This window comes from Hyphomonas beringensis, assembly GCF_000682755.1.
Lineage (GTDB): Bacteria > Pseudomonadota > Alphaproteobacteria > Caulobacterales > Hyphomonadaceae > Hyphomonas > Hyphomonas beringensis.
In genome coordinates this window covers 31,435-53,559 of the sequence record NZ_AWFF01000013.1, presented here as the reverse complement: position 1 = coordinate 53,559, position 22,125 = coordinate 31,435, and the positions used below count along the sequence as shown (strand labels likewise).

Genomic DNA, 22,125 nt, shown 5'->3' with positions numbered 1-22,125 from the left:
CGCCCTATGGGCAGACCGATACTTACACCGCAGGAAATGCGTGACGCCGAGCAGGCCTTATTCTCTGGCGGGCTCGATAGTTTTGAATTGATGCAGCGCGCGGGAAATGCCGTTGCGGAATTCCTTCATGCCAACTGGCCCGAAGGCCGTATTCAGGTTCTATGTGGACCGGGTGGAAATGGTGGTGACGGCTTTGTCGCGGCCAGCCAGCTCGCAAAGCTTTGGCGGGATGTCGATGTCTTCTGTCTTGTTCCTCGGGAGGATCTGAAAGGCGACGCAGCTAAGGCAGCGGCTCTCTGGGAGAAGGACATCAGACCACTGGAGGACGCGCTGGAGGCCCCCCATGATATCGTTCTGGATGCGCTGTTTGGCGGCGGCTTGTCCCGTGCCCTCGAGGGCACCGTTGCTGCATTGTCTCAGCGTGGGGGCAGGGTTGTCTCGATTGATGTACCCTCTGGTATCGATGGTTTCACGGCCGAGCCGCTTGGGCCATGCTTTCGCGCTGAGGGCACGATCACTTTTGCGGCTTTGAGGCCAGCGCACGTCCTGCTGCCGGCTGCTGCATATTGTGGCGGCGTGTTTGTCGCCGACATTGGTGTGCCGGTGAAATCTCGCCTTCTGGAGAACAGTCCTCTTCTGTGGGGGAAGAGACTGCCGCAGCCAGGTCAGAGCACACATAAGCATCAGCGTGGCCATCTGGCGGTGGTTAGCGGGCCTGCGCATGCAACGGGTGCGGCCAGGCTGGCAGCCCGGGCCGGATTAAGAGCAGGGGCGGGTCTCGTGACGGTGCTGTCGCCTCCGGATGCCATTCAGGTGAATGCAAGCCACCTGACGGCCGTGATGCTGAAGGAATTCTCGAAGCGTGAAGATGTATGCGACGCGCTGGAAACAGCTACCGTCGCGATTCTCGGCCCAGCGGCGGGTGTCAGTTCCACTACGCGTGAGAATGTGGAATGCCTGCTCGGATCTGAAACCAAGGCTGTACTGGATGCTGACGCGCTGACGGTCTTCGGTGATGATAGCGAAGCCCTGCACAAGCTGCTGCGGCCCTCTGACCTGATCACGCCCCATATTGGTGAGTTCACGCGCATCTTCGGAGACCTTTTGGAGACATCCAGCAACAAGGTGGATGCGACTCGCAAAGCTGCAGAAATTGCGGGGTGTGTTGTTTTGCTGAAGGGGGCGGATACTGTGATCGCGTCGCCAGATGGAACAGCCATTGTGAATACACACGCCACACGCTGGCTCGCAACGGCAGGCTCCGGAGACGTTCTGGCGGGTATCGCCGGTGGCATGATTGCTCAGGGTGTTGATGCCTTCACAGCAGCCGCAATGGCGAGCTGGCTGCATGGCGAGTCAGGTCGCCGGGTAGGGGCTGGCCTGATCTCCGAAGATCTCGAGAAGCAATTGCCGGAAATTCTGAGCGCCCTGCACGGCGAAAAACGCTGATTTGGCAGTCTGTCGCAGCTTTCTGGTTGATGCCTTGAAAACGCTCGCGTAGGAACTCGCCACAAGCGGATGTGGCGGAATTGGTAGACGCACTGGATTTAGGTTCCAGCGCCGCAAGGCGTGGAGGTTCGAGTCCTCTCATCCGCACCAACAAGGCATGGGAATCCGGCTCGGGCATCCGGGGCGGATCTCTATGCTGTAAAACAGGCCGAGTCCTGCGTGGACAGGGGCTTTCGGCTATGACATAAGCCGCCCCTTCAGACAGGATTCACAGGGCGCCCGCGCGCAGATATTTGCGCCCGTGACCCAATAAAACGGATGATTGAACCGATGGAAGTTACCCAGACCAAGGCAGAAGGTCTCAGCCGTACGTTCGCCGTCACAGTGCCGGCATCGGAACTGAAGGCGAAGCTGGATGAGCGGATCGAAGAAATCCGCCCGCAAATGAAGCTCAAAGGCTTCCGTCCAGGCAAGGTTCCTGCCTCTCACGTGCGCAAGATGTTCGGCAAAGACCTGATGGGCGAGCTGATCAACAAGCTGGTGGATGAAACCAACCAGAAAGCCCTGGAAGAAAACGAACTGCGCCCTGCTGGTCAGCCGGACGTCCATATGGACGGCGACGTTGAGAAAGTTGTGACGGGCGAGGCAGATCTCTCCTATCACATGCATGTCGACGTGATGCCAGAATTTGAGCCGGCTGACGTTTCCAAGCTGAAAGTGACCCGCCCTGTTGCCGAAGTCTCTGAAGAGCAGATTGAAGAAGCTCTTGGTCGCATCGCCGAGCAGAACACCCAGTTCGAGCCTCGCGGCAAAACTGCGAAGGCCAAGGACGGCGATGCTGTCGTGATGGATTTTGTTGGCAAGATCGACGGTGAAGCTTTTGAGGGTGGTTCTGCCGAGCAGCAGACCCTTGTGATTGGCTCCGGCCGCTTCATCCCGGGCTTTGAGGAACAACTCGTCGGCGTGAAGACGGGTGAAGAAAAAGAAATCACCGTCACTTTCCCTGAGGAGTATCCGACTGAGGATCTTGCTGGAAAGGAAGCGACCTTCGAGGTGAAAGTCCAGGAAGTCCGCGCGCCGAAGACCCCGGAAGTCGATGATGAGTTTGCCAAAGGTCTTGGCCTTGAAAGCCTCGAACAGCTGACCGGCCTGGTCAAAGACCAGCTGCAGGGTGAGCATGACGCCGCTTCGCGTTCCAAAGCAAAGCGTGACCTGCTGGACAAGCTGGACGAAGCGCACGAGTTCGACCTGCCGCCGAATATGGTTGAGCAGGAGTTCAATCAGATCTGGCAGCAGCTGCAGGCTGAAATGGATGCCGGCCGCACCGCTGAAGAAGACAAGGGCAAGTCCGAGGACGAGCTGAAGGAAGAGTACCGCAAGATCGCAGAGCGCCGCGTGCGTCTCGGTCTGGTGCTTGCTGAAATCGGCCGGGTTAATGATGTCCGCATTTCCGAGCAGGAAGTGAATCAGGCCCTGATCCGTGAAGCGCGTCAGTATCCTGGCCAAGAGCAACAGGTCGTTCAATTCTTCCAGCAGAATCCGGGCGCCATGGCTCAGCTCCGCGCACCGATCTATGAAGACAAGGTCGTCGATCACATTCTCGGCGTTGCCGAAGTGTCCGATGAGACCGTTTCCCGTGAAGACCTCTTCAAGGAAGATGAAGAGTAAGTCTCCACAGAAAATACCAGTTAAAGAAAGCCGGTCCGCAGTGGCCGGCTTTTTTGATGCCGCAAAGCCGAATAGGTAAACTGCATGTTAACCGCACATCGCGAAATTGCAGGGAATCATTAAGCAAAGGCATCAGAAGATGAGCGTCCAAAGCATACGCCCGCAACTGACCGAAGACGATATTCATCGCCTGATGAAGGGGGATACGCCAGAACAGCGTGCTTCCGTGGCGCACAGGCTGTGCCGCCGAATCGCCTTGGATGTCCTGACCGACGAAGAGCGTGCCTACGCTCAGGAAATCATGGGCATTCTGGCCGAGGATGCCGCAGACCTGGTTCGCCGCACCCTGTCTGTCACGCTTCGCAATTCGCCCATCCTCCCGCGCGAGATCGCGTTCAAGCTGGCTCAGGATATTGAGGCCGTGGCGATTCCGGTGCTTCAGGACTCGCCCGTCTTCACAGATGAGGATCTGATCGAGCTGGCGCTGTCTGTAACGGCGGCAAAACAAGTCGCGATTGCGTCACGCGATTCGCTATCGCTCACTCTGACAGAAGTTCTTACGGAGCATGGCGCTCTGGAAGCCGTTCGCGCGCTGTCCGGAAATGAGGGCGCGGACTGGAGCGACAAGGCATATGACGATGCCATGCGGCGCTACGGAACAGATGAAGGTGTGCAGCGCGGGCTGATAAGCCGTGAGTACATCCCAACACATATCGCCGAAAAGATGGTCAGCCTCGTCTCCGGGCAATTGTTCGACATGCTGGTCAATCGCCACGAATTGCCAGCGCAGCTTGCGATCGATCTGGCATCAGGTGCACGGGAACGCGCGACGATCGATCTGGTTGAGCAGGCGGGCCGCTCCCACGATTTGCCGCGCTTTGTAACCCAGTTGAACCTTAATGGCCGCCTGACGCATTCGCTGATCATGCGCGCCCTATGTTGCGGCCAGATGCCGTTTGTTGAGCATGCGCTGGCTGAGCTTTCGGGCGTCGGTCACCAGCGTGTCTGGCTGATGATCCACGACGCCGGGCCATTGGGCCTGCAGGCTGTGTTTGATCGGGCCGGAATGCCGCGCAAGATGCTGCCGGCCTTCCGCGCAGCTGTGAACGTGTTTCATGAGACGAGCCATGATGGCGGGCCGAACGACCGCGCACGTTTCCGCGCTCGTATGATCGAGCGTGTGCTGACCCAGTTCCAGGCTATTCCGCGGGAAGACCTGGAATACCTATTGGAAAAACTGGATTATTATTCCGAGATGGCCGCCATGGAAGAGAGCGGCGGTGACGCGTCTTTCGGAGCCGCTTAGGAATCCGCGCGAAGTTTTGAGCCCGCATGGATACCAATGCGGTTCAGGAACTCTCCATCCCGCCAGTTTGCATTTTCTGCGATCACGAGCATGCCTGAGGCGGATGCGACTTCGCAGATCTCCATCAGCGTCTCATTCATCTCCAAATCACGTGCATCGACGCGCAAACTGTCGATCAGCAGGCGCAGGCCCTCGCCAATCGGCGTTTGCCAGGATTTGCGCATGTCGACGGACACACGAAAGCCGTGACGCCGCAGATGGGCTACATGGCGTACAATATCACTCGGGCAGCCGGCAAAAGCGGAGTCTTCAAACTCCAGGCAGATTTCCTGCTGGCAGAGTGTCGTCCTGCGAATAGCGGCATCGCAGGCGATAGCCGTATTCGCGTGAGAGAGCGCTGCCATAGGGGAGGGCACAATGATGGGGCGCATGCGCTGGTCCATATGGTGCGCGGCGCTGGCAACTTCGGACAGTCTGTCTGAAAGCCATTTGGCCGGATCTGAGACACTGCTGGCAGTACTCATCGGGCCAAAAGATGCGGACTCTTCAAAAGTCTGCGACATCTCACAAACAGCACCGAACGAATCCCCGTCAAGCAGATGCATGACCGGGTGGAAGCGGAATTGGACCTTCTGTCCAGTGTGAGCGACAACTCTTGTTTGTAGCAATTCCCGCATCACTCTTCCCGTCTTTCTGACCGTGCCTATTGCTTTACCTAACGGACAGGACTGAAGATCACGCGGACAAATCCATTTGGATTTCGAATAAATTTGAACAAATGGGGGAGGACACAATGAATAAAGAAAATACCCAGCCAAAACTCTCTGCGACCGTCCTGATCGTGCGGGACGGTGAAACAGCGCCTGAAGTGCTGATGGTGAAGCGTCACTATCAGATAGATTTCGCTGCCGGCGCGCTCGTTTTTCCGGGCGGCAAGGCAACGACAGAAGATTCCAGTTCAGGCTGGGATCCCTATACCGATGGGGATTTCGGCCCAGTACAACAGGATGCGCGCATTGCTGCGGTAAGAGAGGCGTATGAGGAATCAGGACTGCTACTGGCACGCCCCAGGCAGAAGCGGGGCACAGACATGCCTCTGGTTGGGCCGGATGTGGCCGAGAAACTGGACCCGTTCCGCGCCGCTGTGGACCGGGGCGAGCAGAGCTTCCTGGAATTGATCCGTGAACATGACCTCGTCCTCGCGCTCGACAGCCTCGTCCATTTCGGACATTGGATCACGCCGGACATGATGCCGAAGCGTTTCGATACGCATTTTTACATCGCACCTGCGCCACCAGACCAGATTGCTGCACATGATGGGCGTGAGACGACAGACTCGGTCTGGATCACCGCTCAGGGTGCTCTGAACTCGGAAGAGGCAGGTGAGTCGGTCATAATATTCCCGACACGAATGAATCTGAAGAAGCTGGCAAAGGCCAGCTCGGTTGCGGACGCTGCCAGGCGTTTTGCGGCTGAGCCGGTCGTCACGGTCCTGCCGCGTCAGGACAAGACCGAAAAAGGCGAAGCCTGCCTCGTCATTCCGGAAGAGGCAGGCTACGGCCAGACAATTGAATTGTTGTCACGCGTGAACGTGTAGCGAGGCTAGAGGATGAATTTGGAAAGATCTGCGTTGCCGGCCAGGCTGGCGACGCGTTCATCCACATAATCAGCCGTGATCGTGATGGTCTCTCCGGTCTTGTCCGGAGCATCAAAGCTGATTTCGTCGAGCAGGCGTTCGAGCACTGTCTGCAGACGCCGCGCACCAATATTCTCGACCGAGCTGTTCACAGCTTCGGCAAGGTCTGCCAGGCGATCAATCGCTGCGTCTTCAAATTCCAGCGTGACATTCTCCGCAGCCATAAGCGCCTCATACTGACGGATCAGGCTGGCTTCCGGCTCGACCAGAATGCGGCGCAGATCGTCACGGGTGAGGGCTTCCAGTTCCACGCGGATAGGCAGACGCCCTTGAAGTTCCGGCAGAAGGTCTGATGGCTTTGAAACATGGAAGGCGCCAGATGCAATAAACAGAATATGGTCCGTCTTAACCGCGCCGCGCTTTGTGGAAACTGTTGTGCCTTCGATCAGGGGCAGCAGGTCCCGCTGAACGCCTTCGCGGCTGACATCTGCGCCGCCGCGTTCCTTACGGGCGGCCACCTTGTCGATCTCGTCCAGGAATACGATGCCATCTTCTTCCACAGCGGAAACAGCTTCACGAATGATGGCGTCTTCATCCAGCAGACGGTCGGCCTCTTCCTCTGTCAGAGGTTCGTAGGCTTCGCGCACAGTCGTCCGTACACGCTTGGTGCGTCCACCCATGGCCTTGCCCAGCATGTCCGACAGATTGATCATGCCCATGGAGCCGCCTTGGCCGGGAATATCCATCATTTGCATTGGGTTGTTTGTTTCGGCCACGTCCAGGTCTACCGGCTTGTCGTCCAGTTCACCGGCGCGCAGCTTGGTGCGGAAAACTTCACGCGTTGAAGATTGCGCGTCTTCTCCGACCAGCGCATCCAGAAGGCGCTCTTCAGCGGCGTCCTGTGCCTGTTTGCTGACACCTGCGCGTTTTTGCTCACGCACCATGCCAATGGCTGCTTCAACAAGATCGCGAATGATCTGTTCAACGTCCCGACCAACATAGCCGACTTCAGTAAACTTGGTGGCTTCCACTTTCAGGAAGGGGGCGTTGGCCAGGCGTGCGAGACGGCGGGAGACTTCAGTCTTGCCGACGCCCGTGGGCCCTATCATCAGGATATTCTTTGGTGTGATTTCTGCGCGGATGTTGTCCGGCGCCTTTTTACGACGCCAGCGATTGCGCAGGGCAATGGCAACAGCGCGCTTGGCGCCAGTCTGGCCGACAATGTGGCGGTCGAGTTCTGCGACAATCTCGCGGGGGGTAAGGTCTTTCATGTATCTTTCCGAAAGCGTGTCAGAGGAGGGGGCGGAACAGGGCGGTGAGGCCACCCTCAGAGGTCCAGCGATTCAAGCGTGAAGTGGGCATTTGTGTAGACGCAGATATCTGCGGCAATCTGCATCGCCTTGCGTCCGATGACTTCGGAATCCTCTTCATACTCATAAAGGCCGCGTGCCGCAGCGAGCGCATAGTTTCCGCCAGAGCCGACAGCCACGACATTGTGTTCGGGCTCCAGCACATCACCTGCGCCGGTGATCACCAGCGTCGATTCCTTGTCGGCTACGATCAGCAGGGCTTCAAGTTTCTGGAGGTATTTCTCCGTCCGCCAGTCCTTGGCCAGTTCCACAGCGGCGCGCTGCAGCTGGCCGGGATGGCGCTCCAGCTTGGCCTCCAGCCGTTCAAACAAGGTGAAGGCATCCGCCGTCGCCCCGGCAAAGCCTGCAAGAATGTCACCGTCGGCAATCCGGCGGACCTTGCGGGCATTGCCCTTCATGATGGTCTGTCCCATCGACACTTGGCCATCGCTAAGCATGACCAACTTCTTGCCTTTACGCACGGCCAGAATGGTTGTGCCGTGCCAAATGGCGTCACTGTTCTTGTCGTTCATCATGAGCTTTGATGTGGAGGATCAGGGGGCCGTGTGCAAGTCAGCACCTGTTGTCTGCAAGCAAACAAGGATATGTCACATTATTGTAGCTTTGCCCGGCTATGTGGGCGCCACTGGAAGGGGTTCCTCCTGAATGTTGCAACAGCTCGGCCAATTACCGATGGGGTGGCTGCTGACCGCATTGCTGCTCTTTGTGGTGTCGGCAGGATTTTCCATTGGCCGCATCCGGGCTGAGCGCTACTCGCTGTCCTCGTCGGGAAAATTTCACTCCCGGCCCAATTATCATGGCTATTACGTCGCCATGTGGGGGCTGGCACCGGCGCTGATTCTTGCGCTGGCTTACCTCTTGCTGGCTGAACCACTTGCCAGAGACCTGCTGACTCGAGAATTACCGGCAGCGTTCCACAGACTGCCCAAGGCAGAATTGGTCTCCTATCTTGATGCCGTCTCCGCAGTGTCTGCTCATGGCGCCTATGATGGATCGGATCGTGTGTTTACAGCGGTCACGCACCGCTATCTGGAACTGTCAGGCAGCCTCAAGATCACCACGCTGGCGATGATCCTGCTGAGTGCGGTGCTGGGCGTGATGTTTGCGCGCTCGCATGTATCGCCGGATTTCCGGGCACGGCAACGGGTGGAATCAGGCGCAGAGCTTTTCCTGTTCCTCTGCGCGGCGATTGCCATTGCGACGACTGTCGGCATCGTGGCTTCACTATTCTATGAGAGCATCCGCTTCTTCTCCCAGGTGCCCGTGACGGACTTCTTGTTCGGCACGCGCTGGAATGCGCAGACTAATGCCGAGTTTGGCGCTGTTCCTCTATTTTTCGGCACATTCATGATCGCGCTCATCGCGATGTTCGTGGCTGCTCCAGTAGGCCTCTTCGCGGCGATCTATCTTTCCGAATATGCTTCCGGCAAAACCCGCGCCTATGTGAAGCCCTTGCTGGAGGTGCTGGCCGGCATCCCGACGGTTGTGTACGGCTTCTTTGCCTTGCTCGTTGTTGCGCCGGGCGTGCGAAGTATCGCGCTGTGGATCAATGCGACGCTGATTGATGTGGGACTGGCGAACGGCCCCGTGTTTGCGGCGCAGCCGACGAGCGCGCTCGCCGCAGGTCTGGTCATGGGCATTATGGTGATCCCCTTTGTCTCGTCCCTGTCCGATGATGTGATCAATGCCGTGCCACAGACATTGCGTGACGCGGCTTTTGCCATGGGGGCGACCAAGTCAGAGACGATCAAGCAGGTTATTCTTCCAGCCGCTCTGCCGGGGATTGTCGCCTCCTTGTTGCTGGCGGTCTCACGGGCGATCGGTGAGACGATGATTGTCGTGATGGCGGCTGGACAGCGCGCGCGGATATCCTTTGACCCCTCAACTGATCTCACCACGATTACGGTGCAGATTGTGGCCCTTCTGACCGGGGAGACAGAATTCGACAGCCCCAAAACCCTGTCTGCCTTCGCGCTGGGCCTGGTCCTGTTCCTGGTGACACTTTGCTTCAACCTGATCGCCTTGCGCGTCGTCCAACGCTATCGGGAGAAATATGAGTAAGATGCCTGACTCCTCACTTATTACACCCAAGGCGCTGAAGCATCTCAAGAAGCGCCGGGCCGCGGATGCCCGGTTCCGGCTGTATGGGATTGCGGCAATTGTATTCGCCTTGTCTGCATTGGCTCTGCTGGTCATTGCCATCGGTACGCGCGCCTATTCGGCCACGACGCAATATGTCTATCAGACGGAGGTCCTGCTGCAGGCCGACCTCGTCGCGCCAGAAGGTGAGACGAGCGAGGCAGAGATCACGCGTAACATCGAGGGGTTCTACACACTCGTCCGCGATAAGTTGTTTACAGAGTTTCCGGAGGCGACCCAGTCACAAGCGACGCGCCAGGAACTGAGTGAACTGGTGAACCGTCTTGCCGTGTTGCCTCTGGCCGAGCGCGTTGCGGCCAATCCGACCCTGATTGGCAAGTCAATCAAGGTGCGGGTGCCGCTATCTGACGATCTGGACCTCTACTTCAAAGGCAGCTCACCGAAGGATGTGACTGTTCGTGTTGGTTCTGCCGGGAAGGTTCAGACAGATGCAGAGGGAAGCATAAATCTCACGGGCACACCTGGCCTCAGCAAAGTGGTCAGCACTCGCAGCCTTCTGGAAGAGGGGCAGACAACCGGTTCTGTCCTTCTCGCAGGAGGGGATGCCGTTGCCCGCGTCGAAGCCCTCACGGCGGATGCCGCCAGGCTAACCTTGCTGACGGGTGAGTTGGAAGATCTGACACAGACACCTCTTATTGCTCATATCATTCCGCTGCCTGAGGCTGAGCGCCCGATTTCGGACCAGCAAATCGCCTGGGCCATCGCGCTGAAAAAGGCGGGCAATGCGCGCAGGGTGCTGCATACCAGCCTGCTGACCCATACAGACAGCACCTATCCAGAACTCGCCGGCACGCTGGCCGCCATTGTCGGCTCTTTGTTGACCATGATGGTGACGGCCTGTGTGGCCATTCCCATGGGCATCTTCGCCGCCGTGTATCTGGAAGAATTCGCGCCGCGTAATCGCCTGACCAATCTCATCGAAGTGAACATCAACAATCTGGCGGCAGTGCCGTCTATTGTGTTTGGTCTGCTCGGGGCGTCTCTTTTGCTTGGGACGTTCGGGTTGCCGAGGTCTGCCCCCATTGTAGGCGGGCTTGTGCTCGCCCTGCTGATCCTGCCTGTGGTGATTATTGCCTCACGCGCTTCGCTCAGATCCGTGCCGCCTTCCATTCGCAGTGGCGCGCTGGCGGTCGGGGCTTCGCGTATGCAGGCCGTGTTTCACCATGTGCTGCCCCTTGCCGCGCCTGGCATGTTCACGGGGGCAATTCTGGGCATGGCGCGGGCCCTGGGAGAGACGGCACCGCTTCTCCTGATCGGTATGGTGGCCTTTGTGGCGGAAGTGCCAAACTCTGCTACAGATGAGGCCACAGCACTTCCCGTGCTGATTTATAGCTGGGCATCAAACGCCGAAAGAGCGTGGGAGCCCATGACAGCAGCAGCGATTGTCATATTGCTGTCGCTTCTTGTTATCATGAATGTCGTTGTTGTGTTCCTGCGCCGCAGGTTCGAACGGAGATGGTGATGGATACGGTCGGACCGGCAAAAGCAGACCTGGCACTGACCGGGGAAGGCGCTGACAATACGCAGGCGCTGACCTATCCGCGCATCGATTGTAAGAATGTCAGCGTCTACTACGATGACAAACAAGCCGTTTTCGACGTCTCTCTCGCGATCCATGACCGGGCCGTGACGGCTCTCATCGGGCCATCTGGCTGTGGCAAGTCGACCTTTTTGCGCTGTCTCAACCGCATGAATGACACGATCGAGGGCGCGAAAGTGACCGGTGACATTTTCATGGAAGGCGAGAACATCAACTCGCCAGACGTCGACCCGGTGCTGCTGCGCTCGCGAGTAGGCATGGTGTTCCAGAAGCCGAACCCGTTTCCGAAGAGTATATACGACAACATCGCCTACGGTCCGCGTATCCATGGCATGGTGGACGGACGGGACGATCTCGATGCCGTCGTGGAGAAAAGCTTGCGTCGTGCAGGCCTGTGGGATGAGGTCAAGGATCGCCTGACCCAGCCCGGCACCAGCCTGTCAGGCGGTCAGCAGCAGCGCCTCTGCATCGCCCGCGCCATTGCTGTGCGTCCGGAAGTTATCCTGATGGACGAACCCTGTTCCGCCCTGGATCCGATTGCGACAGCCCGTATCGAGGAACTGATCGACGAACTGCGTAAGCGCTACTGCATTGTCATCGTGACCCACTCCATGCAACAGGCCGCCCGCGTGTCCCAACGCACAGCCTTCTTCCATCTTGGTAATCTCGTGGAGATGGGAGACACCGACCAGATATTCACCAATCCTCGCGTACGCCGCACAGAGGACTACATTACCGGCCGTTTCGGCTGATAGGTTTCACATGTCAGAACATATTGTTTCCGCCTTCACAGACGAACTTGAAAAGATCGCCGCAGACCTGATGCGTATGGGCGGGATCGTGGAAACCATGATCCTGGATTCCTGCGCGGCCGTAGACCGGAACAATCACGACATGGCGCGAGACGTGATCACGCGCGATCCGGAAGTCGATCGCCTGGAGGAGGAGGTCGAACGCCAGATCGTCAGCCTGATCGCGCGGCGCCAGCCTATGGCGCATGATTTGCGGTCTGTCTTCTCGGCCCTCAAGACAGCAGGCGAACTTGAGCGGATCGGCGATCTCTCAAAGAATATCGGCAAGCGTACGCTGATGCTGGATGAGTCCGTGCCGGTCGCCATGCGCCACGGTGTGGCCCGCATGGCGCGCCCGGTTTCGCTGCAGCTGCACATGGTGCTGGATGCCTATGCGACCGGCAATGCCGAGGCCGCCAAGACGGTCTGGGAGAGCGATGACGACATCGATCAGCACTATAATTCCCTGTTCCGGGAAATGCTCACCTACATGATTGAAGACCCGCGCACGATCAGCGCTGGCGCGCATATGTTGTTCATGGCCAAGAACCTTGAGCGCATCGGCGACCACTGTACCAACATCGCAGAATTCATTTACTTTCAGATCACTGGCGAATATCTCATTCCCCATGAGCGCCCGAAAACACCCAATACGGGTATCTGAATAGGTCTAGTTGAGAGGATCTGACATGAAGCCCTATGTGCTCATCGCCGAAGACGAGAGCGCCGTCTCCGAACTGCTGTTCTATAACCTCAAGAAAGAGGATTATGAGGTGGCAATCGCTGCAGATGGTGAGGAAGCCCTGCTGATGATCGAGGAGCGGGCGCCGGACCTGTTGTTACTGGACTGGATGCTGCCCAAGATCAGCGGCATTGAAGTCTGCCGCCGGGTTCGCAGCGGCGGAACCAACCCTAATCTGCCGATCATCATGCTGACGGCCCGGGGCGAGGAAAGCGACCGTATTCGCGGGCTGGATACCGGCGCGGATGATTATGTCACCAAGCCTTTCTCAACGACCGAACTGATGGCGCGGGTGCGCGCCGTGCTACGCCGTATTCGGCCTGGCCTCAAGGATGATCGCATTGTCGTCGGCGATATAGAGATCGACCGTGTGGCGCACAAAGTGATCCGCAATGATGTCGAAATTCACCTCGGGCCGACGGAATTCCGCCTGCTGGACTACTTCATGCAGCACCCGGGGCGCGTGTTCTCACGCGAGCAATTGCTGGATACCGTCTGGGGGTCTGACGTCTATGTCGAAGCGCGGACGGTGGACGTTCATGTCGGCCGTCTTCGCAAGGCCCTTCGTCAGGAAGGCGGGGACGATCCGATCCGGACCGTCCGCTCCGCCGGGTATGCGCTGCGCGCTGACTAGAACAGTTCAGCCAGGAAGGCCTTGAGGCTTTCCATGCTGCGCCGGTCCGCATCGGCATTATAAACTGTGCCCATGTCGTGGTTGTTCGCACCCTTCGTCGTGAAGGCGTGCTGGCACTGGCCGTGCACATGCATCTGCCAGTCTGCGCCGGCCTCGCCCATTTCCTTAGTGATGGCCATGACATCCTCTGGTGTGGCCATAGGGTCCAGCCAGCCATGCTCCATCAGGACTTTGGCGCTGATCTTCGGGGACGGAATGTTGTCAGCCGGGCTGAACAGGCCGTGGAAAGAGGCAACGCCGGCGACGTCCATATTGGCGCGCGCCATGTCCAGCACGCATAGACCGCCAAAGCAGAAGCCGATGGCTGCTGCGTTCTTAGGGTCAACGCCGACTTGCTGCTTTGCTGCGGCCAGCCCGCCAGCAAGGCGCTTCTGCAATTCCGCGCGGTCTTCAACCAGTGGATTCATGAGTGCCTGGTTTTCCTCAACGGTCGTGCCGCGCTTTCCCTTGCCGTAAACGTCCATTGCGAACGCAGCATAGCCGAGTTCATTTGCAACACGCTCAGCCTTTTCGATTTCATTATCGCCCAGACCGCCCCAGGCGTGGGCAATCACCACGACAGGGGCAACGTCTTTGCCCTTGGCGCGAAGGTAATAGCCTTCATAAGTCTTGCCATCGACGGTGTAATCAACTGCGCTCATGGATATATCCTCCTGATGTGTCTCTAACAGATACAGGGCATTCGCCCCCCAGTTTCAAGGGCGATCTCGATTAGTATGCAGATTCTAGACTTTATCCTTATCTACAGGGGCAATGAGACATCTTTGAAGGAGCCCCTCATGGCAAAGAACAAGAAAGAAAAGACGAAGGCCCGTAAAAAGGCCGAGACCGTCGGTAAGGCCATTGAAGCAAACACAGCTGATATGGCTCACAAGATATGGCTTGCTGGCGTCGGCGCCTATGGCAAGGCCTATGACAAGGCGCTGGCGAATGCCAACAAGTTCAACAAACAGTCCTCGGACGTTTTTGACGATCTGGTCAAGCGCGGCGAAGAAATTGAAAACGAAGTCCGCGAACGCCTGGCGACGAATGAAACCGTTGCAAAGGCGGGGCAATCCGTTTCCAAATATGCGGAAGCTGCACGTGACTTTCAGGCGCAGGCCCGTGACGAGTTCGAGGCCCGCATGGAGCGTATGCGTGATCTTCTGGGCGTCAAGGATCTCGGCAAGAAGGGCAACAAGCTCGCCGCCAAGATCGACAAGCTGGAAGACGAAGTCGCTGAAACCGTCTCCAAGGCGCGCGGCAAGGCCAAGGAACGCAATTCGGACCTCAAAGACCGCATCAGCCGTCTGACAGCAGAGATTGAGTCCGTGGCTGGAGAAGCAACGGCTGATTATGCCAAGGCAACCAAGAAGGTCGCCAAGCGCACGACGAAGGCCGTGAAGGACGCCATGGCCAAACCGGAAAAAGCCAAAAAGGCGAAGAAGGCAGACAAGCCTGCCTCCGCCAAGAAGGCCGCACCGGCCAAACCAGTCGCCGCGAAGGCAGCGCCTGCAAAAGCAACGACGGCTGACGATCTCACTCTGATGACAGGCGTTGGCCCGGCTCTGGCGAAAAAGCTGAAGGCAGCTGGCGTCACGAGCTTTACCCAGATCGCGGCCATGACAAAGGCAGAAGCGGAAAAGCTGGATGAAACCATTGCAGCACGCGGGCGTGTCCTGCGTGACGAATGGGTCAAACAGGCCAAGGTTCTCAAGAACTAGACAGCACTTTGACAGGGCGGCTCAACGAGCCGCCCTTTTTTTAGGAGGTCGCCTTTTCGTAATGGGCGATCATGTGCGTCAGCGTGTCAAAGCCTGCCTCGCCCATATAGGGTACGATCAGGCACATCACCTGGAACACAGTTTTATGGATCAGGGCAGGGCCGTCATGATGCTCAGAAGACAGACTGTCTCCTGCCAGCCAGAAGGTCAGCGTCATCATGATCTGGTCCACCAGTGCAGCCTTCAGGCGCGGATCAAGGTTCAGGACGGATTCCCGTGTCAACTCGTCCAGCACGCGGTGGATCGTTTTCTTCTCCTCGGCCACCATGGCGCGGAAGCGCACGGCAAGGTCCGGGTAGCGATCCAGCAACAGGCCAAGATCCCGATAGAAGAAGCGGAAGTCATAGATCTCTTCGAGGATGATGTAGAGGTAGACCCAATTGTCCTGAATGGAGGTTACGCCGCCGCGGGAGCCACGCAGGATGATCCGCATCTCCTCGTCGAACCGGTCGAAAAGGGCTCGGATAATCGCGTCCTTGCCCTTGAAATGGTAGTACAGATTGCCCGGGCTGATATTCAGCGCGTTCGAAATATCGACAGCCGTTTGAGGGGCTTCTCCTTCTTCATTGAAGAGAAGCAGGCTGACGTGAAGGATGCGCTCTCGGGTCTTCATGGTTTGCGAAGTAGTTTGACACGCAATTCTGACTATGGAACGAATTTTATTTCAAAGTTTCATGATTACTCTTTCCATCATGGAAAGAAGTGGGGAACGAAGTCGGCGCCTGGCCCTTGTGCCAGAGAAGACCGGCATGTGGAGGAATAAGGGAAATGCCAGGCGCCAAGGATGAAATCGCCCGAAATGCGGCCGAAGCCACGAATGCCATGAATCCGCTGATGGCGGGCTTTAACAGACAGGAATTACTGGGCGCGGTCGCGATGATGCTGCGCTCTACCATGACGAACCCGGTGACTACGGCCAAAACTGCCGGGAAGATCACCGCAGAGCACACAAAGATCCTGTTCGGAAAGTCAGATCGTGCGGCCAACCCGAAGGATCGTCGTTTCAAGGACCCCGCCTGGCAGCACAACCCGTTCTACAGGCGCGGTATGCAGGCCTATCTGGCGACGCAGGAGCACCTTAACGACTGGGTGGCTGAGCTGAGCATGACAGAGCTGGAGCATGCCCGAGCTAAGTTCGTCATGAGTATGATCACTGACGCCATGGCGCCCACGAACACGCTGCTCGGCAATCCGGCAGCAACGAAGCGTGTTGTTGATTCCGGTGGCTTATCGCTGCTGAAGGGTCTGAAAAACGCCTATACGGATCTGACGAAGAATGGCGGTTTGCCGAGCCAGGTGGACAAGAGGCCGTTCAAGGTCGGTGAAAACCTCGCGACAACGAAGGGCTCCGTCATTTGGAAGAACGAGATGATGGAGCTGATCCAGTATCAGCCGCTGACGGACAAGGTTCACCGTACACCGATCTTCATTATTCCGCCTCAAATCAACAAATTCTATGCCATGGACCTTTCGCCTATGGTGTCCATGGTGCAATTCCTGCTCGCCATGGAGATGCAGCCCTTCGTCGTGTCCTGGCGTAACCCGACCAAAGAGCACAAGGATTGGGGCCTGTCGGATTATATCGACAGTCTCGTCCAGGCGAGCGAAGTGGTCCGGCGTGTTACCAAGTCCAGGAAGATCAACATCTCTGGCGCCTGTTCAGGTGGTATCACGACAGCAACGCTGGCCAGCCTGCTTGCTGGGGCCGGCGATGACCGTATCAATACGCTCACCTTCATGGTCTGTGTGCTGAACCCTCAGCGTGAAGATAGCGAGCTTGGTCAGATCGTCTCTGATGCAAGCCTCGAAGTGGCGCGCAAATATTCCCGCCGCAAGGGCATTCTGAAAGGGGATGACCTTGCGCGCATGTTTGCCTGGATGAGGCCGAATGATCTCGTCTGGAACTATGTCGTGAACAATTATCTGATGGGGGAAGATCCGCCACCATTTGATGTTCTGTACTGGAACAATGATTCAACCAATCTTCCGGCGCAGTTGCATTCCGACTATCTTGACCTTGGTCTCAACCAGCCCTTTGATCATCCCGGCGAATATGATGTCGCCGGCCACAAGCTGGACCTGACGCAGGTCAAGGCAGATGCCTTTGTGGTCGCAGGCCTGACGGATCACATTACGCCGTGGAAGGCTTGTTACCGTACGACGGGTCTTCTGGGGTCTGAGAATGTCGAATTTGTCCTGTCTTCTAGTGGTCATATCCAATCCCTGCTGAACCCGCCTGGTAACCCCAAGGCCAAGATGTTTCGCAATTCTGATATTGCGCCAACAGCCGAAGAATGGGCCGAGGGTGCAACGGAAGAGGCGGGCAGTTGGTGGCCCGTCTGGGGAGAATGGCTGAAGCAGAGATCGGGAGCACTCAAGACTGCGCCAAAAGCTTGCGGAAATGAGAGCTTTCCGCCTCTCTATAATGCTCCCGGAAGATATGTTTTTGATGAGTAACCAATATGGCCCAGACAGATAGAACGCCCGTAATCCTGATGCAGGATGTCGATGGTATCCAGCTGCGCACAGCTTTCTGGAAGGCTGAAACAGATTTGGGCAACCGGCCTTTGTTGTTCTTCAATGGCATTGGCGCCAATCTGGAATTGACTGCAGGCTTGGGTGAGATGTTCACGGATCGGGATATCATCACCTTTGATGTGCCCGGCGTTGGCAAAAGCCCGGTAACCCAATGGCCTTACCGGCCCTGGATGCTGGCCCGCTGGGCCCGCAAGCTGCTGGATATTTACGGCATCGAAGATGTGGATGTAATGGGCGTTTCGTGGGGCGGGGCGCTGGCCCAACAATATGCGTTTCAGTATCGCAAACGTGTTGGCAAGTTGATCCTGTGTGCGACAACGGCTGGCATGACCATGGTGCCAGGTCGTCCAAAATCCCTGTCCAAGATGGTCGATGCGCGCCGGTATTCTGACCCGGATTTCATGCGCGAGAGCTTCGAGACGCTCTACGGTGATGCCGTTGAAGGGGAGGCCGGCCGGCACATCAACAATCTGATGGCGCCGGACCCGAAAGGCTATGTCTACCAATTGCTGGCATTTCTCGGCTGGTCCAGTCTGCCATTCATCCGTTTCCTGAGCATGCCATCACTGATCCTGATGGGCGATCAGGATACAATCGTGCCGGTTGCGAATGGTCACATTCTGAAGTTTGGTCTGCCAGACGCCCGCCTGCATATTATGAAAGGCGGCGGTCACCTGTTTCTTGTAACGCAGGCGGAAGAGACTGCAGCCATCATACAGGACTTCCTCAATGAGGAAGATGAGGAGGCTGAAAGGGCCGCCTGATCAGCTATTGGACGTTTTACGCGCCACGCGCTGTTCCAGCGCATCGCAAACGGCATCGGCAACGGACTGGGAGGACTCGCCCCGGCCTATAGAGGTATGTGCCGCGCGGCAGGCTTCGACATGCAGATTGATCAGAGCGGAATTCTCACCCGGCGTGGTATCAGATAGCAGGGTGCAGAGAGAGCCGCAAAGCCGCGAAATGGCTGGATAGCCATAGGAACCTGCGACGCCACGAATATTGTGTGCACACGTATAAAGGCTGCGATAGTCTTCCGGTGTGGCAACCGGTTGCTGCGCAAGCGCCCAGGCATCTTTCAGGCGATTAAGATCCATCTGCATCCAGGCTTCAAACTGGCCTGACAGGTCATCGACGGCCGCTTCGGCAAGGGCGCCCATTTCTTCCGGATCATGGGTCTTTGGGGCAGCTGCCTGGGGAGAGGGAGATGATGCTTCCGGTGTGACGGTGTCTGGCCTTGGCATCTTGATGACGCGGCTGATGTCAGGAGTCGCAATTGTTGTTGATTGCGTACCCTTGCCCTTGGATGAGGGCTTCAGCTTTTCCAGCAAGTCTTTCAGCATCATGGTTCCCCGATAATTCGGGTTAACCATATATCCTAAGACTTAACATTGTGCTGACGCACCGTCTTGAAAAGGCTCTAAAATCCGAACTGTTCGCGCAGAATGCGTTCATCCAGCGCATGGCCGGGGTCAAACAGCATGGTCAGGCGCCTGCGGTCTTCCTGGACGTGAACGCTGACAATATCGCGCACTTCCTGATTGTCGGCAGCGGCTGCGACAGGGCGCAGCATGGGTGCGACCACTTCGATCTGCACGGAGGCGTCCCGGCGCAAGAGCGCGCCTTTCCAACGGCGCGGGCGGAATGCGCTGACAGGTGTGAGCGCCAGCAGCCCGGCGCCGATCGGCAGGATCGGGCCATGTGCCGAGAGATTGTAGGCGGTTGATCCGGCTGGTGTGGCAACCATGACGCCGTCGCAGGCCAGTTCTTCCATGCGTACCCGGCCGTCGACGGTAATCTTCAGGCGGGCAGTCTGCGCGGTTTGACGGAAGATAGAGACTTCATTGATCGCAAGGGCATGATGTTCGTTCTCGTGAACATCCTTCGCCGTCATACGCAGGGGAGATATCACCGCGCGCTCTGCGGCATTGATGCGCTCGGGCAAATTCTTCTCCTGATACTCATTCATCAGGAAGCCGACCGTGCCGCGGTTCATGCCGTAGACGGGCTTGCCTACATCAAACTGGCGACGCAGCGAATCAAGCATGGCGCCGTCACCTCCGAGCGCCACGATCACGTCGGCCTCTTCCTCGTCGCACTGACCATACATCTGAATGAATTTCGGCAGCGCGTCCTGAGCTTCAGGGCGCTTGGAGGCGAAGAAATGAAGTTTCATGCCGGTCATGGCAGCCATCTGCTTTGGGTTTGCTACAGGCGTCAAGGATAAGCACTGCGGCGAATGTTCTTACAATATCTGCCGCAGCGGGAAGGTGACGCCCGCGTCATCATTGGCTGGCGTCTCAAGGTGTTTTCGGATATTCTTTAGAAAATAATATGGAGGGAGACCCGGAACATGGCCGACGGCGCGCAGAAAGTTGATATTCGATCATCCGTAACGGCAGATGAGTGGAAGGCCCGTGTCGACCTGGCCGCTTTGTACCGTCTTGTCGCGATGCATGGATGGGATGACATGATCTTCACACACATATCCCATCGTGTGCCGGGGCCTGACCACCACTTCCTGATCAACCCATATGGCCATTTCTTTGAAGAGATCACGGCGTCTTCGCTCGTGAAAGTCGATCTGGAAGGCAATATCGTCCAGGAGACAGACCACTTTATCAATCCGGCGGGCTTCACGATTCACTCCGCCATTCATGATGCGCGCGACGATGCCAAGGTGGTGATTCACGTCCATACCGATCAGGGCGTGGCCGTTTCTGCACAGAAAGAGGGGCTGATGCCGCTCAGCCAGACGGCGATGGTTGTGCGTGAGGACATTGCCTATCACGACTATGAAGGCATCGCGCTGGACCTTGATGAGCGCGAGCGTCTGGTTGCAGACCTCGGCCCGAAAAAGCACTCCATGCTGCTGCGCAATCACGGCACGCTGACCATTGGCGAAACCCCTGCGCAGGCATTTACCCGCATGTTTTTCCTCGAACGTGCCTGCAACATGCAGATCATGGCCCTGTCAGCTGGCCGTGATGGCGTATTGGAGTGTGGAAATGATCTGCAGGAGAAAGTGGCCGGGCAGGGTGGCCTGACGGAGCATTCCTCGGGTATGAGCGTGCTGACAGAGAGACTTATCTGGCCGGCTCTGATGCGAAAACTGGATCGGCAGTTGCCAGGGTATGATGCTTAAGGAAATATACGTATGCGCTTCCCGCAGGGTGTGACGTAAGGGACCATTATCAAATTTCCCTCACGCCCTTATGTAGAGCGGCATGTAATTTTGGAAAATGTGCAGATGAAACATCTCAAGGCCTTTGAAGACGCATTGAGCGCAATCCATGGTGAAGGCCGCTATCGCGTCTTCGTTGACCTGCAACGCCATAAGGGACGCTTCCCGAAGGCGACAGCACGTTTTGAGGATGGCGAGCGCGAAGTCACCATCTGGTGCTCGAATGACTATCTTGGCATGGGCCAGGATGATCACGTCATCAATTCGATGCATGATGCGATCGACAGCTTTGGGGCTGGCTCTGGCGGCACACGCAACATCTCCGGTACGACACGTTACCACGTGGATCTGGAGCAGGAGCTGGCTGACCTTCACGAGAAGGAATCAGCACTGCTCTTCACGTCCGGCTATGTTTCCAATGACGCGACCCTGTCTACATTGGGCAAAATCCTGCCGAACCTGATCATCTATTCCGACGCGCTGAACCACGCTTCCATGATTGAGGGCATTCGCCGCTCCGGTGCAGACCGCCGTATCTTCCGTCACAATGACGTGGATCATCTGCGCGCCCTTATGGAAAACGACGATCCTGGCCGTCCGAAAGTGATCGCGTTCGAAAGTGTCTATTCCATGGATGGCGACTTCGGCCGCATGGAAGAGATCTGCGATCTGGCAGATGAGTTCGATGCGCTGACCTATCTGGACGAAGTGCACGCTGTTGGCATGTACGGCCACAATGGCGCTGGCGTTGCCGAGAAGCTCGGTCTCGCAGGCCGTATCGACATCATCGAAGGCACGCTTGGCAAGGCATTCGGCGTGATGGGCGGCTACATTGCCAGCCACGAAACGGTGATTGACGCGATCCGCTCCATGGCGTCAGGCTTCATTTTCACGACATCCACCTGTCCCGTGATGGCGGCTGGTGCGCTGGCAAGTGTTCGCAAGCTGCGTACAGACGAAGGCCGCAAGCTGCGTGACATGCAGCAGGCCAATGCGGCCATGCTGAAGCAGAAATTCCGTGATGCGGGCCTGCCGGTGATGGATTCACCCTCCCACATCGTGCCGTTGCTGGTGGGTGATCCGGAACGCTGCAAGGCGCTCTCCGACACGCTGCTCTTCGATTTCGGTATCTATGTTCAGCCTATCAACTATCCGACAGTGCCGCGCGGCACGGAGCGTCTGCGCTTCACGCCGAGCCCCGTGCACGATGAGGTGATGATGGACGAGTTGATCGCCGCAATCCTTGCCGTCTGGAAGCAGCTGGGCCTCGACAAGGCCGCCTGA

The 22,125-nt window shown here is 57.4% G+C and carries 21 protein-coding genes and 1 tRNA gene; 15 read left to right on the top strand and 7 right to left on the bottom strand.

Annotated features, from left to right (window positions below; genetic code table 11):
• Positions 1-6 precede the first annotated feature (6 nt).
• From HY29_RS02265 to spbR, 4 genes are all read left to right on the top strand, one after another.
• Complete coding sequence (locus tag HY29_RS02265; protein WP_034791402.1) at positions 7-1,449, top strand: bifunctional ADP-dependent NAD(P)H-hydrate dehydratase/NAD(P)H-hydrate epimerase; 1,443 nt, start codon at positions 7-9, stop codon at positions 1,447-1,449.
• 65 nt (positions 1,450-1,514) lie between these two features.
• Positions 1,515-1,599: transfer RNA gene (locus tag HY29_RS02260), tRNA-Leu, on the top strand.
• A gap of 180 nt (positions 1,600-1,779) precedes the next feature.
• Positions 1,780-3,117, top strand: a complete 1,338-nt coding sequence (gene tig, locus HY29_RS02255) for a trigger factor (RefSeq protein ID WP_034791595.1) — start codon at positions 1,780-1,782, stop codon at positions 3,115-3,117.
• 139 nt (positions 3,118-3,256) lie between these two features.
• Positions 3,257-4,423, top strand: coding sequence for a SpbR family protein (gene spbR / locus HY29_RS02250; RefSeq protein WP_034791399.1), 1,167 nt, complete (start codon positions 3,257-3,259; stop codon positions 4,421-4,423).
• On the opposite strand, the gene HY29_RS02245 is transcribed toward spbR, so the two are convergent.
• Positions 4,420-4,986: an EAL domain-containing protein gene (locus HY29_RS02245; protein ID WP_241765112.1), complete on the bottom strand. Its 567-nt coding sequence runs from the start codon at positions 4,984-4,986 to the stop codon at positions 4,420-4,422. The two genes, spbR and HY29_RS02245, sit on opposite strands and share 4 nt — an antisense overlap.
• 230 nt (positions 4,987-5,216) lie before the next feature.
• Between HY29_RS02245 and HY29_RS02240 the strand changes: the two genes are divergently transcribed.
• On the top strand, positions 5,217-6,020 hold the full coding sequence (locus HY29_RS02240) for an NUDIX hydrolase (RefSeq protein ID WP_034791395.1): 804 nt from the start codon (positions 5,217-5,219) through the stop codon (positions 6,018-6,020).
• 5 nt (positions 6,021-6,025) lie between these two features.
• Here the strand turns inward: HY29_RS02240 and hslU are convergent, their stop codons facing one another.
• Together hslU and hslV are read right to left on the bottom strand one after the other, a co-directional pair.
• Complete coding sequence (gene hslU / locus HY29_RS02235) at positions 6,026-7,330, bottom strand: ATP-dependent protease ATPase subunit HslU (protein ID WP_034791367.1); 1,305 nt, start codon at positions 7,328-7,330, stop codon at positions 6,026-6,028.
• Positions 7,331-7,386: 56 nt separating this feature from the next.
• Complete coding sequence (gene hslV / locus HY29_RS02230) at positions 7,387-7,941, bottom strand: ATP-dependent protease subunit HslV (RefSeq protein ID WP_034791594.1); 555 nt, start codon at positions 7,939-7,941, stop codon at positions 7,387-7,389.
• A 133-nt stretch (positions 7,942-8,074) separates the two neighbouring features.
• Here hslV and pstC point away from each other — a divergent pair, with 133 nt between their 5' ends.
• From pstC to phoB, 5 genes are read left to right on the top strand one after another with little or no spacing between them, the layout of a single operon-like run.
• Complete coding sequence (gene pstC / locus HY29_RS02225; RefSeq protein ID WP_081811186.1) at positions 8,075-9,490, top strand: phosphate ABC transporter permease subunit PstC; 1,416 nt, start codon at positions 8,075-8,077, stop codon at positions 9,488-9,490.
• On the top strand, positions 9,483-11,051 hold the full coding sequence (gene pstA, locus HY29_RS02220) for a phosphate ABC transporter permease PstA (RefSeq protein WP_034791343.1): 1,569 nt from the start codon (positions 9,483-9,485) through the stop codon (positions 11,049-11,051). The genes pstC and pstA overlap by 8 nt, the downstream gene beginning before the upstream one ends.
• On the top strand, positions 11,051-11,881 hold the full coding sequence (pstB, locus tag HY29_RS02215; protein ID WP_034791340.1) for a phosphate ABC transporter ATP-binding protein PstB: 831 nt from the start codon (positions 11,051-11,053) through the stop codon (positions 11,879-11,881). Before pstA ends, pstB begins: the two co-directional genes overlap by 1 nt.
• Positions 11,882-11,891: 10 nt before the next feature.
• Positions 11,892-12,584, top strand: a complete 693-nt coding sequence (gene phoU, locus HY29_RS02210) for a phosphate signaling complex protein PhoU (RefSeq protein WP_034791338.1) — start codon at positions 11,892-11,894, stop codon at positions 12,582-12,584.
• A gap of 25 nt (positions 12,585-12,609) precedes the next feature.
• On the top strand, positions 12,610-13,296 hold the full coding sequence (phoB, locus tag HY29_RS02205; protein ID WP_034791335.1) for a phosphate regulon transcriptional regulator PhoB: 687 nt from the start codon (positions 12,610-12,612) through the stop codon (positions 13,294-13,296).
• Here phoB and HY29_RS02200 read toward each other — a convergent pair.
• On the bottom strand, positions 13,293-13,997 hold the full coding sequence (locus HY29_RS02200; RefSeq protein WP_034791333.1) for a dienelactone hydrolase family protein: 705 nt from the start codon (positions 13,995-13,997) through the stop codon (positions 13,293-13,295). The genes phoB and HY29_RS02200 overlap by 4 nt on opposite strands.
• Positions 13,998-14,135: 138 nt before the next feature.
• Between HY29_RS02200 and HY29_RS18215 the strand changes: the two genes are divergently transcribed.
• Positions 14,136-15,059: a phasin family protein gene (locus HY29_RS18215; protein ID WP_162176661.1), complete on the top strand. Its 924-nt coding sequence runs from the start codon at positions 14,136-14,138 to the stop codon at positions 15,057-15,059.
• 40 nt (positions 15,060-15,099) lie between these two features.
• On the opposite strand, the gene HY29_RS02190 is transcribed toward HY29_RS18215, so the two are convergent.
• Positions 15,100-15,732 (bottom strand): TetR/AcrR family transcriptional regulator, encoded by a 633-nt coding sequence (locus HY29_RS02190; protein ID WP_051601056.1) that lies wholly within the window; start codon positions 15,730-15,732, stop codon positions 15,100-15,102.
• A gap of 155 nt (positions 15,733-15,887) precedes the next feature.
• On the opposite strand from HY29_RS02190, the gene HY29_RS02185 reads away from it, so the two are divergent.
• Positions 15,888-17,576 carry an alpha/beta fold hydrolase gene (locus HY29_RS02185; protein ID WP_034791330.1) on the top strand — a complete coding sequence of 563 codons (1,689 nt, stop codon included), beginning with the start codon at positions 15,888-15,890 and terminating at the stop codon, positions 17,574-17,576.
• 5 nt (positions 17,577-17,581) lie between these two features.
• Positions 17,582-18,421, top strand: a complete 840-nt coding sequence (locus HY29_RS02180; protein WP_034791327.1) for an alpha/beta fold hydrolase — start codon at positions 17,582-17,584, stop codon at positions 18,419-18,421.
• On the opposite strand, the gene HY29_RS02175 is transcribed toward HY29_RS02180, so the two are convergent.
• Positions 18,422-19,030, bottom strand: a complete 609-nt coding sequence (locus HY29_RS02175) for an Hpt domain-containing protein (protein ID WP_034791325.1) — start codon at positions 19,028-19,030, stop codon at positions 18,422-18,424.
• A gap of 47 nt (positions 19,031-19,077) precedes the next feature.
• Complete coding sequence (locus tag HY29_RS02170; RefSeq protein ID WP_034791590.1) at positions 19,078-19,842, bottom strand: NAD kinase; 765 nt, start codon at positions 19,840-19,842, stop codon at positions 19,078-19,080.
• 168 nt (positions 19,843-20,010) lie between these two features.
• Between HY29_RS02170 and HY29_RS02165 the strand changes: the two genes are divergently transcribed.
• Both HY29_RS02165 and hemA read left to right on the top strand, forming a co-directional pair.
• Positions 20,011-20,802 (top strand): class II aldolase/adducin family protein, encoded by a 792-nt coding sequence (locus HY29_RS02165; protein WP_034791322.1) that lies wholly within the window; start codon positions 20,011-20,013, stop codon positions 20,800-20,802.
• A gap of 105 nt (positions 20,803-20,907) precedes the next feature.
• Positions 20,908-22,125 (top strand): 5-aminolevulinate synthase, encoded by a 1,218-nt coding sequence (gene hemA, locus HY29_RS02160; protein ID WP_034791319.1) that lies wholly within the window; start codon positions 20,908-20,910, stop codon positions 22,123-22,125.

Coding starts and splice junctions, on each gene's coding strand:
- HY29_RS02265 (WP_034791402.1), top strand. CDS start 7: ATGGGCAGACCGATACTTACACCGCAGGAAATGCGTGACGCCGAGCAG.
- HY29_RS02170 (WP_034791590.1), bottom strand. CDS start 19,842: ATGACCGGCATGAAACTTCATTTCTTCGCCTCCAAGCGCCCTGAAGCT.
- tig (WP_034791595.1), top strand. CDS start 1,780: ATGGAAGTTACCCAGACCAAGGCAGAAGGTCTCAGCCGTACGTTCGCC.
- HY29_RS02190 (WP_051601056.1), bottom strand. CDS start 15,732: ATGAAGACCCGAGAGCGCATCCTTCACGTCAGCCTGCTTCTCTTCAAT.
- phoU (WP_034791338.1), top strand. CDS start 11,892: ATGTCAGAACATATTGTTTCCGCCTTCACAGACGAACTTGAAAAGATC.
- hslU (WP_034791367.1), bottom strand. CDS start 7,330: ATGAAAGACCTTACCCCCCGCGAGATTGTCGCAGAACTCGACCGCCAC.
- pstC (WP_081811186.1), top strand. CDS start 8,075: ATGTTGCAACAGCTCGGCCAATTACCGATGGGGTGGCTGCTGACCGCA.
- HY29_RS02185 (WP_034791330.1), top strand. CDS start 15,888: ATGCCAGGCGCCAAGGATGAAATCGCCCGAAATGCGGCCGAAGCCACG.
- hemA (WP_034791319.1), top strand. CDS start 20,908: ATGAAACATCTCAAGGCCTTTGAAGACGCATTGAGCGCAATCCATGGT.
- HY29_RS02180 (WP_034791327.1), top strand. CDS start 17,582: ATGGCCCAGACAGATAGAACGCCCGTAATCCTGATGCAGGATGTCGAT.
- phoB (WP_034791335.1), top strand. CDS start 12,610: ATGAAGCCCTATGTGCTCATCGCCGAAGACGAGAGCGCCGTCTCCGAA.
- HY29_RS02240 (WP_034791395.1), top strand. CDS start 5,217: ATGAATAAAGAAAATACCCAGCCAAAACTCTCTGCGACCGTCCTGATC.
- HY29_RS18215 (WP_162176661.1), top strand. CDS start 14,136: ATGGCAAAGAACAAGAAAGAAAAGACGAAGGCCCGTAAAAAGGCCGAG.
- HY29_RS02245 (WP_241765112.1), bottom strand. CDS start 4,986: ATGTCGCAGACTTTTGAAGAGTCCGCATCTTTTGGCCCGATGAGTACT.
- pstA (WP_034791343.1), top strand. CDS start 9,483: ATGAGTAAGATGCCTGACTCCTCACTTATTACACCCAAGGCGCTGAAG.
- hslV (WP_034791594.1), bottom strand. CDS start 7,941: ATGAACGACAAGAACAGTGACGCCATTTGGCACGGCACAACCATTCTG.
- HY29_RS02165 (WP_034791322.1), top strand. CDS start 20,011: ATGGCCGACGGCGCGCAGAAAGTTGATATTCGATCATCCGTAACGGCA.
- HY29_RS02175 (WP_034791325.1), bottom strand. CDS start 19,030: ATGGTTAACCCGAATTATCGGGGAACCATGATGCTGAAAGACTTGCTG.
- HY29_RS02200 (WP_034791333.1), bottom strand. CDS start 13,997: ATGAGCGCAGTTGATTACACCGTCGATGGCAAGACTTATGAAGGCTAT.
- pstB (WP_034791340.1), top strand. CDS start 11,051: ATGGATACGGTCGGACCGGCAAAAGCAGACCTGGCACTGACCGGGGAA.
- spbR (WP_034791399.1), top strand. CDS start 3,257: ATGAGCGTCCAAAGCATACGCCCGCAACTGACCGAAGACGATATTCAT.